The sequence below is a fragment of the Phocaeicola dorei genome (genome assembly GCF_013009555.1).
Classification (GTDB): Bacteria; Bacteroidota; Bacteroidia; order Bacteroidales; family Bacteroidaceae; genus Phocaeicola; species Phocaeicola dorei.
The window spans coordinates 3,210,038-3,223,153 of record NZ_CP046176.1 but is presented as its reverse complement, the minus strand read 5'-3'; the positions used below and the strand labels follow the sequence as shown (position 1 = coordinate 3,223,153).

Annotated in this window: 16 protein-coding genes and 1 pseudogene; 10 read left to right on the top strand and 7 right to left on the bottom strand. The window is 39.4% G+C overall.

Annotated features, from left to right (window positions below; genetic code table 11):
• Window positions 1-6: 6 nt before the first annotated feature.
• From GKD17_RS23855 to GKD17_RS13605, 4 genes are all read right to left on the bottom strand, one after another.
• Window positions 7-183, bottom strand: a complete 177-nt coding sequence (locus tag GKD17_RS23855; RefSeq protein WP_007833357.1) for a DUF7149 domain-containing protein — start codon at window positions 181-183, stop codon at window positions 7-9.
• Between the two features lie 40 nt (window positions 184-223).
• Window positions 224-1,342 carry a PDDEXK nuclease domain-containing protein gene (locus GKD17_RS13615; protein ID WP_007833358.1) on the bottom strand — a complete coding sequence of 373 codons (1,119 nt, stop codon included), beginning with the start codon at window positions 1,340-1,342 and terminating at the stop codon, window positions 224-226.
• Window positions 1,335-1,553 (bottom strand): helix-turn-helix transcriptional regulator, encoded by a 219-nt coding sequence (locus GKD17_RS13610; RefSeq protein WP_007833359.1) that lies wholly within the window; start codon window positions 1,551-1,553, stop codon window positions 1,335-1,337. Before GKD17_RS13610 ends, GKD17_RS13615 begins: the two co-directional genes overlap by 8 nt.
• A gap of 275 nt (window positions 1,554-1,828) precedes the next feature.
• Window positions 1,829-2,695, bottom strand: a complete 867-nt coding sequence (locus GKD17_RS13605) for an AraC family transcriptional regulator (RefSeq protein WP_007833361.1) — start codon at window positions 2,693-2,695, stop codon at window positions 1,829-1,831.
• A gap of 130 nt (window positions 2,696-2,825) precedes the next feature.
• Here GKD17_RS13605 and GKD17_RS13600 point away from each other — a divergent pair, with 130 nt between their 5' ends.
• From GKD17_RS13600 to GKD17_RS13580, 5 genes are all read left to right on the top strand, one after another.
• A complete protein-coding gene (locus GKD17_RS13600) occupies window positions 2,826-3,452 on the top strand; it encodes a nitroreductase family protein (protein ID WP_007833363.1) in 627 nt (208 codons plus the stop codon).
• Between the two features lie 9 nt (window positions 3,453-3,461).
• Window positions 3,462-4,376 carry a DMT family transporter gene (locus GKD17_RS13595; protein WP_007833365.1) on the top strand — a complete coding sequence of 305 codons (915 nt, stop codon included), beginning with the start codon at window positions 3,462-3,464 and terminating at the stop codon, window positions 4,374-4,376.
• Window positions 4,373-5,284 carry a DUF1848 domain-containing protein gene (locus GKD17_RS13590; RefSeq protein ID WP_007833366.1) on the top strand — a complete coding sequence of 304 codons (912 nt, stop codon included), beginning with the start codon at window positions 4,373-4,375 and terminating at the stop codon, window positions 5,282-5,284. Before GKD17_RS13595 ends, GKD17_RS13590 begins: the two co-directional genes overlap by 4 nt.
• Before the next feature lie 9 nt (window positions 5,285-5,293).
• Entirely contained in the window at window positions 5,294-6,142 is an 849-nt protein-coding gene (locus tag GKD17_RS13585; protein ID WP_007833369.1) for a radical SAM protein, read from the top strand.
• 141 nt (window positions 6,143-6,283) lie between these two features.
• The gene (locus GKD17_RS13580; RefSeq protein WP_032935813.1) at window positions 6,284-7,021 is read left to right on the top strand and encodes a hypothetical protein; all 738 of its coding nucleotides are present in this window, start codon (window positions 6,284-6,286) and stop codon (window positions 7,019-7,021) included.
• Window positions 7,022-7,097: 76 nt separating this feature from the next.
• Here the strand turns inward: GKD17_RS13580 and GKD17_RS13575 are convergent, their stop codons facing one another.
• The 3 genes from GKD17_RS13575 to GKD17_RS13565 are packed head-to-tail and all read right to left on the bottom strand — an operon-like array spanning window position 7,098 to window position 8,707.
• Window positions 7,098-7,853: a toll/interleukin-1 receptor domain-containing protein gene (locus tag GKD17_RS13575; RefSeq protein ID WP_050764873.1), complete on the bottom strand. Its 756-nt coding sequence runs from the start codon at window positions 7,851-7,853 to the stop codon at window positions 7,098-7,100.
• 43 nt (window positions 7,854-7,896) lie between these two features.
• Window positions 7,897-8,493: a DUF2971 domain-containing protein gene (locus GKD17_RS13570; RefSeq protein WP_007833383.1), complete on the bottom strand. Its 597-nt coding sequence runs from the start codon at window positions 8,491-8,493 to the stop codon at window positions 7,897-7,899.
• A gap of 10 nt (window positions 8,494-8,503) precedes the next feature.
• Window positions 8,504-8,707 carry a helix-turn-helix transcriptional regulator gene (locus tag GKD17_RS13565; protein ID WP_007833384.1) on the bottom strand — a complete coding sequence of 68 codons (204 nt, stop codon included), beginning with the start codon at window positions 8,705-8,707 and terminating at the stop codon, window positions 8,504-8,506.
• Window positions 8,708-8,997: 290 nt separating this feature from the next.
• Between GKD17_RS13565 and GKD17_RS13560 the strand changes: the two are divergent.
• The 5 genes and pseudogenes from GKD17_RS13560 to GKD17_RS13540 form a co-directional block, all read left to right on the top strand.
• A pseudogene (locus GKD17_RS13560) lies at window positions 8,998-9,488 on the top strand (transposase); the annotation flags it as partial.
• Window positions 9,489-9,567: 79 nt separating this feature from the next.
• Window positions 9,568-9,939 (top strand): ATP-binding protein, encoded by a 372-nt coding sequence (locus tag GKD17_RS13555; protein ID WP_007833387.1) that lies wholly within the window; start codon window positions 9,568-9,570, stop codon window positions 9,937-9,939.
• Window positions 9,940-10,349: 410 nt separating this feature from the next.
• Complete coding sequence (locus GKD17_RS13550; RefSeq protein ID WP_007833389.1) at window positions 10,350-10,655, top strand: Fic family protein; 306 nt, start codon at window positions 10,350-10,352, stop codon at window positions 10,653-10,655.
• Between the two features lie 101 nt (window positions 10,656-10,756).
• Window positions 10,757-10,951: a hypothetical protein gene (locus GKD17_RS13545; RefSeq protein ID WP_007833390.1), complete on the top strand. Its 195-nt coding sequence runs from the start codon at window positions 10,757-10,759 to the stop codon at window positions 10,949-10,951.
• A 1,399-nt stretch (window positions 10,952-12,350) separates the two neighbouring features.
• The gene (locus GKD17_RS13540) at window positions 12,351-12,779 is read left to right on the top strand and encodes a DUF3791 domain-containing protein (RefSeq protein WP_007833395.1); all 429 of its coding nucleotides are present in this window, start codon (window positions 12,351-12,353) and stop codon (window positions 12,777-12,779) included.
• Window positions 12,780-13,116: the final 337 nt, after the last annotated feature.

Below are 13,116 nucleotides of genomic sequence, written 5' to 3'. Positions count from 1 at the left end.
CTTTTATTAAGTTCTCGCAATTAAGTCCATCAAATTCCTTTCGAACTTTTCTTTGGTATCAATTGTGACGATTTGTTCATATAACATTTCAAGTTGCTGCTTGAATGTATCAAAAGACAACTTGCCAATGCTTACTTGAAGGTATGCTTTATTCAATGACTTTGCTATTGTAAGTTCGAACATAATATTTTAGCAAATTTTATATTTTAAAGAAACAATGAATTTATTCATCCTGCTCCTCTATCCACTCTCTCAATTTTGCTTGTAGCAACTGCTTATCTGGAAGGTAAAGGGCATATTGTTGTGCATAGATATTAGAATCTTTCGGCAGAGTAAGTTCTACCAACGCATCTTTCTTTTCTTTACAAAGTAGAATGCCGATTGTCGGTTTTTCAAAATCCTGTTTGACATAACGGTCATAGTAGTTGACATACATCTGCATTTGTCCCAAATCTTGATGAGCCAGTTTATCTACTTTCAGGTCAATCAGCACATAGCATTGTAAAAGTCGGTTATAGAAAACCAAGTCGACATAAAAATTTTCTTCATCGAAAGTAAATCGCTTCTGACGTGCCTCAAACAAGAAACCTTTCCCTAATTCTAATAAGAAATGCTGCATCTTTCCTATTATAGCATTTTCCAACTTGGTCTCAGAATATGATACATCAGATTTAAGTCCCAAAAATTCTAATGTTAACGGATTCTTGATGATGTCATCAGGATTATTAATAGTTTGTCCCTCTTGTGCCAAACGCATGACTGCCTCTTTGTCTCTGCTAAGAGCCAATCGTTCATACAGGCTTGAATTATATTGCCTTTGCAGTTGTCGAACACTCCAATTCTGCTTTTGGCATTCGATTTCATAGAAACTCCGTTCTGCTTCGGATTCGATACGCATTAACACCAAATAATGAGACCAAGAAAGCGTAAACGGGTATGTTTCAGTCAATTTTGTTGAGCTTTTTACCGTTTTTTGAATTTGGTCAACAGTGTTGACCAAATTATCATCCGACGATTCGGTCAACACTGTTGTGCCGATCTGTTTTACCGAATATATCGTGAAAAACTTACGGCATCTTTTCAAGGTTTCTACCGACCATCCATCGCCAAGTCTTTCTGTCAATACCTCTGATACACCTTTCAATAACTGTTTACCGTATGTTGCACGTTCTTCACCTTCTTGTACGACATTTACAATAATGCGCCCTATTTCATATTTGGTGATGACTTCGGTAATATTAACTACTCGTGCAACATTTGCTCGTGCATTCGTAATCAATCGCTCGATGCGTTCCGCAATATCTGCGATGATGTGGCTATCTATATTTTGTATCTTACTCATGGTCTTTAGAGGTAGCTTTACTTATCAAATCTTGAACTTTGACACCTAAACATTCTGCTATTTGGAATAGCGTTTCAAGGCTCGGTTGACTGGTATTAGTACACCATTTAGAAACCGTAGCTTGATCCTTTCCCAATTGTTCTGCCAACCATCTATTCGTGCGTTTTGTCTCCGCCAGCACCACTTTTAGACGATTCATATCTTTATTCATGCGTCATAAATTTATCGTGACTACAAAGATACGCATAATTCAAATATTTAAAGATATAAAGATGAAAATATCTCCTATAAGATAATTATTTTGCGTTTTTAGGAAATCATATATTGATGATTACCATTTACATTAAAGCAATACGAGATCTATTACATCCCAAAATACATTATGCGGATATATCGAAATGGAGAGTTTTTCGCCATATATTTGAGGAATAATAGATTGAATAAAAGTAGATGGCGTTTTTTCAACGACTTTTGAACAAACTGTATTCAACCGTTTCCGGCCTTGAATTGCTTTCTATACTTGGACGGCGGCATTCCCATTGTACTTGTAAAGACCCGCACGAAATGCGGCAGGTCGTTGAAGCCTACAAGATAACATATCTCCGACACTCCTTTTTGCGAATGTTTTAGCAAATCGCAAGCCGTGTTCAAACGGTATTGTGTGACGAACTGTGAAAAGGTCATCCCTTTGCACCGCTTAAAATAGGAACAGAACGCCGAACGGTTCATGCCCACTTCTGCCGCAATATCATCCAGCGCAATGGAATGAACGTAATGCTTCATCACGTATGCGCAAATCTGCTGCATACGCCGAACGTTCTTCTCGATGCGCATCGGTTTCCCTGCAAATATATGGTCGGACGAAGTGAAAATGACAGGTAGCAGACGGAACATTGCACTTAAACGTCCCAGTTCGTCCATACCGTTCATTTCGGACAATGTCTTACGGATAACCCGCACACTTTCCGGTCCGAACTTCAACGCATCGGTCGGAAACATCACGTCCGCCAGTCTGTTCCGCAATTCGGGAAAGACCTCCATACTCCGTTCCACCAACGAATGCTTGAACGCTACCATCAGGTAACGGACACAACCGTCCTCGTCCGCACTGTCGGCTGCGTATTCCCAGCGATGAAGCATCGACGGCGGTATCAACGCCACATCGCCCGCTTCAAAGTGCTGTAATGTATCGCCTGCCATTCGGTTGCCCTGTCCATGAACGACATAATACAACTCCCATGCATCGTGACGGTGCAGCTTGGCTTCGAGGCTCGGCTCCGTTCGCTGGTCGATGAAGAAAAACGAATGGTTCTCCGCTTCGGGCAGTTCGTATGGTATGGCTGTATCTTCCATAAATAATTGCTTTAATTTATGCGATTGCAAATCTACAACAATTATATGAAACGATAAAACAAATTCAGAACAATAAAGCGACGTAACTTTGCAACCGGAAACAAGAAATGTAACTTAAAAATGTATTGTTATGGAATTATACGAAGTATTGGAGAAACGCCGCACATACCGCGACTATTCCGACCGTGAAGTGAGTGATGAAATCCTCAAAAGAGTAATCGGTGCGGCATTCAAAGCCCCGACAAACGATCACCTGCGCCAGCTTGAATTCATCGTGGTGCGCGGACGCGAAAACATCGCTAAAGTAATCGCCCCGCTCGCCAAAAATATGGCTGCCTTCAAGAATCTGGTACATGAAGTGGATGAATCGGGCGACAAGGATAAGATGGATATGTTTGCCGATGCCCTGCCCAAGCAACAGCGTATGCTGATGCAGAGCGGTCTGCTGATTATCCCGTTCTTCCGCCAACAGACGTGGCCATTGCTCAAACCTACGGAACAAAGTTCGCTCAACTACTTTGCTTCGGCATGGTGCGCACTGGAAAATATGCTGCTCGCCGCCACTGCCGAAGGCTTGGGAACCGTGTTCCACATTCCCGTTGCCGACGAAGTGGAAAAAATTAAGAAGATTGTCGGTGCTCCGGAAGACTACGAATTTACCTGTCTGCTTACGATGGGTTATCCCGCAGAAAATGCCTTTCTGCCCAAACAAAAAGAAATCGACATCGAGAAGCGGATACATACGAATCTCTGGTAACACAGCAACATGAAAGGACATATTCTGATATTGTCGGCAAATATCCTGTTCGGTGTCAGTATGCCGGTATTCAAATACCTGCTGACTTCAGATGTACCACCGGAAGCAATTACCATCATGCGGGCGATTTTCGCCTGCATGATGTTTTGGTTCGTGTCCCTCTTCATGCCGAAAGAAAAAGTTCTGCCGAAAGATTTGAGAACACTTTTCATCTGCGCCTTGTGCGGCGTGGGCATCAACCAATGGCTGTTTGTCGTAGGGTTGAAAAGTTCTTCGCCTGTCAATGCCTCCATTATCGCTACCGCAGTGCCTATTTTCGTATTATTGCTGGCTGCCGTCGTCCTCAAAGAGCCTGTTACGGCAAAAAAGTCATTCGGCGTATTTCTTGGCGTAAGTGGAGGAGTGTTGCTCGTGTTTAACTCCGCACATACTTCCGACGGAACTGCCAGCCTTTGGGGAGATACACTGATGCTGCTGAATCAGTTGATGTATTCCGTCTATCTGGTCTTGTCCAAACCTTTGTCCCGATACTATTCGTCCGTGACAATGATGAAATGGATGTTTCTGTTCTCCACATTGACACTCGCTCCGTTTTGTCTCCCGCACGTGCAGCACGTCCCCATATTCCATCGGGAAACTTTCGACATAACGCAAATGTGCGCACTCCTTTATCTGCTGTTTGGAGCCACGTTCGTCGCATTCATGCTTATCCCGATGGCATTGAAACACATCCGTCCCACTACGGTCAGCATGTACAATTATGTGCAGCCCATTGTTGCCTCCGTAATAGCCATTGCTGTCGGGCAGGACACTCTCTCGATACAAAAACTGTTGTCGGCGGCTTTGGTATTTGCCGGTGTTTACTTGGTGACGAAGAGTAAGAAAAAAGAAGAGATGAAAAATTTAATATTACACAAGACATGATTATAAATACAGGAGGACGGACCGATACCGTCAATTATTACAGCGATTGGCTGTTGAACCGATTCGAGGAAGGCTTTGTCTATTCACGTAACCCACTGTTCCCGAATCATATTACAAAATATACGCTCGACCCGTCAGTAGTGGATTGCGTGGTGTTCTGCTCTAAAAACTACCGCCCGATTCTGTCGGAACTTCATCGGATTACCGACCGTTTCAATGTATTCTGTCACTACACTATCACGGCATACGGCAAAGACGTGGAACCGAACGTACCGGATATCGACCAGAGTATCGACACGCTTGTCGAACTCTCTGCAAAAGTCGGAAGCAAATGCGTTGCATGGCGTTACGACCCTGTACTGCTGACCTTGAAATACACAGTGGATTACCATCTGAGAATGTTCGATTACATGGCTTCACGCCTTGCACCGTATGTGAACTTCTGTGTATTCAGTTTCGTGGAAATGTACAAGAGGCTCGAATACAATATGCCGGAACTGATTCCGCTGACCGATAGGGATAAGGAAAAGCTGGCAGAGGGAATGGGCGCAATTGCCCGGAAATACGGGCTGCACCTGCAAACCTGCGGGACATCGGAGAATTACAGCCGATACGGAATATCCGTTTCTGGTTGTATGACTACCGCCAATCTGGGAAACGCGTTGGGTTGTCGATTCAAGAATATGGCACACAAGGGAACCCGCATCGGATGCAATTGTATGCCTACACGCGACATCGGAGCATACAACACGTGCTTGAACGGTTGCAGATATTGTTATGCCAACAAGAAGCCGGAGTTGGCAGTGGAGAACTACAAACTCCACGATCCGGCATCTCCGCTCTTGATAGGACACGTGAAACCTACCGATATTATCAAAGAAGGAAACCAAAAGAGCTTCATCATCTGAAACTATGTAATGGAAAAAATAATTGTAGCGGAAAAAACAGTCGAAAGCTATCTGACCAAATCCAAAATCGGTCAGTTTGCCATCAATCCCTATGTAGGCTGTCCCCATGCCTGCAAATATTGCTATGCGTCATTTATGAAACGCTTCTCGGGACATTCAGAATTGTGGGGCGATTTCATCGACATCAAACAGGCAAGACATAAAATAAACGGCTCTCAAATAACTGGGAAAAATGTCTTTATGGGAACCGTGACGGATTGTTACAATCCGTATGAGGTAAAATACGGTATCACTCGCTCCATCTTGGAGCAATTGGTCGGTGTGGATTGCCATCTGCAAATCGCTACCAAAAACAAATTGATACTCCGTGATTTGGATTTACTCAAAAAGATGAAGCGTTTGAGTGTGGCATTGTCCGTCAATACGCTGGATGAGAATTTCCGCCGGAACATGGATAGGGCGAGTACGGTGAGGGAGCGATTGAAAACACTTCGGACACTTCACGAGAACGGAATCTATACCATACTGTTCATGTCACCGATTTTCATAGAGGTCACGGACTGGAAAGCGATTATAGAAACCAGCCGTAGTTTTGTCAGTGAATATTGGTTCGAAGACCTGAATCTGCGTGGAGGCTATAAAAACGTTATCATGCAATACGTTAAGGGACATTATCCTGATTCCTATCCACTATACGAGCGGATATATATACAAGGCGACAAAACGCCGCTGACGGAAATGGAAAATGAAATTATCGCCTACTGTCATGATAACGACATTTTATTTAGCAATTATTTTCATCACGAAGAGGTAATCCGAAATCCTAAGAATAAGATTTTAGGGAAAAACCGACGTTGAAAACATATCAAGAAAAATTGCAAATAATGATTTACGACGCATTGCATTCTATTGATTAGAAATTAATATACTCATAAGCAAATAATTCAATATGAAAGAACAAATCAAGAAGTCTTCTCTTTTTTTGAAGGGAAACAACACCTGACCCACTTCGCTACTGAACAGGATGTAGCGGAAGAACTATTCGAGCTACTCTCCGAAGCGAGAGAACTTTATCTCCAAAATGTGATTGTGGATGGCAAACGGTACAGCCGCTATGTGGATGATTTCATCAACAGTCATCGGTACATCAATTGCGATAATGCGGTTTGTCAGAACTGCCACGAAATGAACATCCACATCGTCAAGGGACTGCTGACAGAATGCGCCCACCTTATTCAATCTCTCTTTTCCGAATCAGACTCTTCTTTTGAAGAGTGCATGGATCTACGAAGACACTATGACAGATCAGAACCGTTGCCGATATCTGTAACCCATCGTACCGATAAAATAACAGATGCCTCGCCGCTTTCTTTCGGTTGTAACATCACTCAAGAACAGATGACAGGTATTGTGTCTTGTGCCAATACTTATCATCTGTTTTGTGTTTCAGAGGTTTGCGTCGAAGATATGGAAGCTCTCTTTTCCTGCAAAAAGGGCTTTCATATTCGAGTAAACAATCTCCGTCATGTGGTTATTCTTTTCGATGCGCTACTCGAAAACTCATTCATCCAATCCCGTTGGCAGTCGGTTCTTGACAAAGGCAAGTTTCTACAATCCAGGGACGGTTCACGGTTTGTTTCTGCCTCAAGTCTTTCATCTGCACTCTCTGCAATTAGAGGTAATATGACATCAGTTGCCTATGGCATTAGGCGAACTATTGGACAATTGAAAGAATGATATGAAATCGCTATTGTCCCAATTTTAATGGGATAATAGCGAGTGATAATATTTCGATGATAGACTTATGCGTGTTTCAGTTATGTCCAGTTTTACTATTTACCAATTGGATGAAATCTGCGGTTCGTTGATTATAATTGATCCAGTCTGTAGACAAATCGTAAAATGCACATAGTTCAGTATATAATTCATCTAATTTAGACTTGTCTGTTATGTCTGCACCCTGTTTAACAACATTAAGAAATCCCATGTCGTTGAAGGAGAGATAGGGAAACTTGAAAGGAAGAATGCGCTTTCCGTCCATTGCCCATGCAGCACCCATCTCATTGGTACACACCTCACTTCTTTTATAATTCTCAGAAATCATACATAAAATAAAGTCGCAACCTTTCATGTTTTTGACAATCTCATTTCTAAAATCGTCACCAGTACGAATCGCAGAATGATCTAACGTACAAAAAATATCTGTTCTCTCAAATTTACATCCCAACATCAGAATTTCCTTGACAAATCCGTTTACAATATCTTTATCTTCAGAGGAATGACTTATGAATATCTTTTTAGGGTGGTTGTAAAGGCTTGCTAAAATCCGATAACACGTTCTGATATCTCCGAAAGAATATGCTGATATGAATCCATTAAAGTTGATGGAAGAAAGGGCATTATTTAAAATATCTGCGATTTCCGGTTGCTCTTTTTGCAGGTTTGGTATTAATTGCCTAGAGATATTTATTAGTTGCATCGTATTAGGCCCTATTGTGGAATTATAATTAATCCTCATTTGTTGTAATACTTTTATTCCTTGATTTACCAATCCTCTTATAGTATTCATAATTATTCGCATTTTTTAATTTTCAACTTATTCAAAAATCCTCTTATTTCATAGTGGAAGATATACCTATATAGACATATTTATCATCATTTTGTCCTGGCAATAAACTCATATATGTCGGCCAAGGGTCTAAAATAAACAATCTGACCTCTTGCTCATGTTCCCAAGCCTTTGCTTTCGTGGACAACTGATAATGGAAAAAATCTTTTGCATCCCTGAAATAATCAGGCTTCTCTACAATATCCTTGTATTGCACTTCCACAGCGGAACAACCAATCATGATTTTTCCATGTATTCTCGAAAGATACTTTTGGGCTTTCTCCATATCCAAGCCAATACAGATACCTTTATGCTTGCTATAATAGCTCCACATCAAGATTGAATCATGTATTTTGGAGAGGCTACATATCCACACCTCTTCTCTGGTTCTACGAAATGGATCTCTTCTCAATTCTTCAATTATTTCCGGAGTCCATCCTCCACAGGCTTCTTTCGGAACATTGGAGAAATCAATTAACGATGGATGGCAATCAAACGGGTCGTTCAACTGCGTGGCATTGGTAAATTGAAGGTTACTATAATGTAGCATCATCAATCCACCGTTAAAATCAAGATACTTATATAATTTGACTGCTCCCATAAAAAATTTATTATTCCGTTCTCAACAAGTCATCCACAGTTACCCCCAAAACTTTGGATATTTGAATCAGCACCTCCACATTGGGTTGTGTTGTATTGGTAACCCATTTAGAAATTATGGCAGGATCTTTATCCAATTGTTCTGAGAGCCATTTATTACTTTTGTTTTTCTCTGCGAGAACGACTTTGATTCGGTTCAGTAATTTACGTTCCATATTTATATGCCTATCCAATATGGCTACAAAGGTACAAATTATATGGGAATATATTTGATTTATCAGGTTATATATTGCAGAAGAGCACAAAAAAATGACTAAAACATCAATTTTAGCTATGACATTTACTCTTCAGTGGGATGATAAGCTACATTTTTAATTTAATTATGTAGGAGCGATTGTTTTTGAATATTATATCTATTGTGGGAACTTTATGGTATCAAATTGATACACAAATAATACCAGATAGTTATATATCAGACTGATACAAATTGAGTTTCGATTCAAGCGTGGAACTGATAAACAAACTTTATCAAAACGAGCATAAGCATAAAGTCGGGGTGGACGGATGGACGGCGGAACAGCATCTTGCACACCGCAAAAAGTATGCTCTGGACATACTCGGGGAAATAAAAGATGTGCTTGATGAAATAGAAGAACGGGGGGACTTGTTACCCAAGAGCGAACTAAGGGAGCCATTACCTATCTTCGCAATGAGTGGAATGCCGTAGTGGACATCTTCAACTATGGTGACACTTTCCTGGACAACAATATAGTTGAACGGATGAACCGGTACATATTCCTGTCAAGAAAAAACTCATTGTTCTTCGGCAGCCATAAGGGTGCCGAACGGGGCGCCATACTCTACACGATAGCACTCACTTGCAGGATGCATAAAGTAAATCTGTTTAAGTATCTCACGGATGTGATAAACAGAACCGCAGAATGGCAACCGAACACGCCACTGGAAAAATATAGGGAACTCCTGCCTGACAAATGAGAAAAGGAGAATAGCTAAACAAGGCTTATTAAACTTTTTATTCTACCACACTATATAGAACCGCGGAGACGCTTACATAGTGATTGACAAGGTATGGGATTACATCAACCAGCCTGCCAGCAATTCGCTTCTGCATTACAATGACGGCTCTTATATATTCGATATACCATCTTTCAACAAGGGGGCAATCAGAGAGGCGATATTGAATGCTTGTTGCCACCGCTCAATGTTGATTCAGAGCGATGTTGTCATCAAGCAATATCCCGATAGTATAACCATTACCAATGCTGGTGGTTTTCCGTCCGGAGTGGATATGAACAACATTTTGACAGTGAACAGCGTTCCGCGCAGTAAACTGATGAGCGAGATATTGCAGAAGACAGGATTGGTGGAGCGTTCCGGTCAGGGAGTGGATAAAATGTTCTACAACTGTATTACTGTGACGTGCTAAGTTGTGTATGTGATTGTTTTACTGACTATTACAAAAAAAAGTAATAATCTGATTGAACCTGCTGTTTCGTCAGCAGTAGCCTACGGCAGGTGCATAACCAGTAATGGTCTTGTACTAAGCTGCTCGGACAATGAAGCCCTTCCGAAAGGAGAAGTTTGAACCGTGAGGGGAAAGCAACTGCTATTAGTGTCATATAGTAGGGGAGCTAGGCTGGATGGTATGAATAACAAATGTGAACTGTTGCTTAAACATCGTGATTGTAGAAAAGCCAAAGACTACTGACAGGCTTTACCAAAAGGTATGCAGTCGGTTAATCCTTTGCCGAGCAACTGAATGTCTTTGAATTGCTGGCTTTGTACAAAATGGCAATGAGGGATTGCGAGGGGCTTGATGAAAAGATTTTATGAAAATTGTCGGAAGAAAACCTTATCGGTTACGAAAACAGCTCTCATCGCTTGTCCGAGGAGTATCGGAATGAGTCTGCTGAAAGATTGAAAGGAATGAATATGAATTACCTCAAGTTGGTTTCAGGCTGTTTTCATAAAAATGGTTATATAAATCGTTCTTTTCTCAAAAAGGTATTTCAAGACATGTTGTCCGAAAAACAAATTAGAGGCTTGATTTCAAAGATGAAAAATGCAGGGATTATACAGAAAGATGGTGCAGGCAAATATACCCGTTATGTAAAAGCACCGGATTTTCCATTGTTTGTCTAGGGCCGCAAGAATCAATTTTAGGGCCGTAAGATTTCAACTGTCTGTTTATCAGCTTATTTGATTAGGGAAACAAGGGGCTTGATAAGGCAAAGATTCAGCAAATGATAATACAATATTTGCAGAATGCAGGTTCCTCAGGAGCAAAGCGTGATGCCATTTTTGAATATTTGAAAGAGGCATTACCCCAGAATAAGACCCAAGAGCAACAAGAGCGTATGATTGGCAATATTCTTTCTGAGATGAAAGAGATTGGATTGATTCATCCCGAAGGTCGGACATGGTTTTTGGGGTCGTAATTCATCAATTATAGCTGAAATATGACTATTTATAACTGTCAAATGAGATTATAACTTAAAAGTAGTCAAATCCTTGGCTTAATCAAGAAATTGGCTACTTTTATATCAGAGTTGTTTGACAAAGCATAATGCAGAAGATTAGTGCAACACCGCTGTCGCCAAATCGTTACTAACAACTTTCTACCATAGTATTTGCTATTTGTGTATCAATCAGATACGGAATAATTGATTATCCGTTGCAATGATAAACAATTTTTGCGAACGAGAGATTATAAGTCATAAGATAATGTTTGTATAGCCCACTTATATACAACTCTACCGTTTTGATGCAGTTTGTTATTGGAAATAACTTCTTCATCATTGATAGAATTTTTTTGACTGGTTAGATAGAGGTCTTTTCCAAATTCTCCATTCGTTTCTGTTATTGTTTCCAATAATCTTGCTGTCCACTAAAAATGTGGATAATATTGAAAAGTTCCACAATAAAATAAAGTTGGTTCAGAACCAGCAAGTCCATGACAATATTGTAGGTACCAACCAGTAGGAATTCTAAGATTAATATTTCAATAGAATGTTATTTGTATTTACATCAGAATATCATCTGTAGTAATTCTTATTCCGAATATATCAATGTATATAACTGTTTATCAATGCTATACAATTCAAATATATTTGAGACTGAGAAATAAAAAACATTATTCAGACATCAAATATCTGCTATTTTGACAGATTTTATAGAGAAAAGCCTCAAAATTACATCAAGGGACAAAATTTTGTCCCTTGATGCCACGCTGAAGGACAAACGAGGGACAAAAGTTGAAAAAATCAGAGATATTACATTTTCTGACTTAGTATTTGCTTCTATTATGTATATATCTATCAGTTGGTTATATAGATAATTGATAATCAGTAGGTTAAGCTATTTTCCTATGCAACATCGAAGCATGTTTAATTATCAGCGTTTTAGCATTTTAATCGGTACAAATAGATTTTTGACAAAGAATTCATTTTCTATGTACAAGTGTAAACCTTTGTTTTTCAGTCTTTTGTTGATTTTATTTGTACCGCCTTTCTTCATTCAAATTTTGTATATCAAAAATCAAGTATAAAACTTTGATTCTTTGATAGTTTTATCCCATGCGCTACATGATGATGGTACAACAAAGATAGGTCTTTTTTGTGAATTTCTCAATGTATTAATGTGGAAAATAATAATATATTTAAGTAATACTTGTGGTGTAATCCGGAGATTATTTATGTTTTTGATTATGTAACAAAATCAAAAAAAAAGTAAGACGATATTATATCATTATCATTTGGAACTTAATTTTTTTTCTATGTTGTTTCCAGTTTAGGATCTTTGTCGTATGTTTGTTTTCCATGTGGTAAAACGTATAATATGACAGATAGCATAGAAAATATAGGTTTGATGATTCGGAATGAACGTCTTCGCAAGGGACTTACTCAAGAAGAACTAGGTAAACGTATAGGAGTTGGAAAAGCTCAGATTTCAAAAATTGAGAGTGGAAAAGGACTTACAATAAAGACAATAACAAAAGTTCTTGATGCTCTTGGTATGTCTGCTTCTGTTATCTTACAGAATACGCAGGCGATTGATAAAAATGTGATTGTATATATCGTTGCCGTTATCAATGAATTTGCCAAGACTTATCATATTTCTGTTCGTGAAGCAAATAATTATTTAATACGTTTTAATGGTATTGACTTCCTTACGGAACATTATGAAGCAGAACATCTGCTTTCATTGGATGATGCCATTCAGGATCTTACTCAAGTTTGTTTAAATAATGGAGGTGGCATTCAATGAAATTATATCATGGTTCTGATGTTGGATGTAGCAAGCGGTAGGATATTGAAAATAGATAAAGTACTGGTATTTTAATGTGTGACTTTTCATTTTTATATATAAGAATTTATTGATTCTCAATAATATTCGTAACTTTGCAATATAATTTATATATAACTACGATGCAACATAATAGAATGAACATACCTGCAAATATATTATATCGAAGCACAAAATGCTTTGAGCGTGTGTCGTATGTTCATGCATCAAGCATTGAATCATTGAATAAATACAAATACACTTTCCAACGATCTTTATGTATATTATTGAGGGTACAATGATGCTGATAACCCTCTGA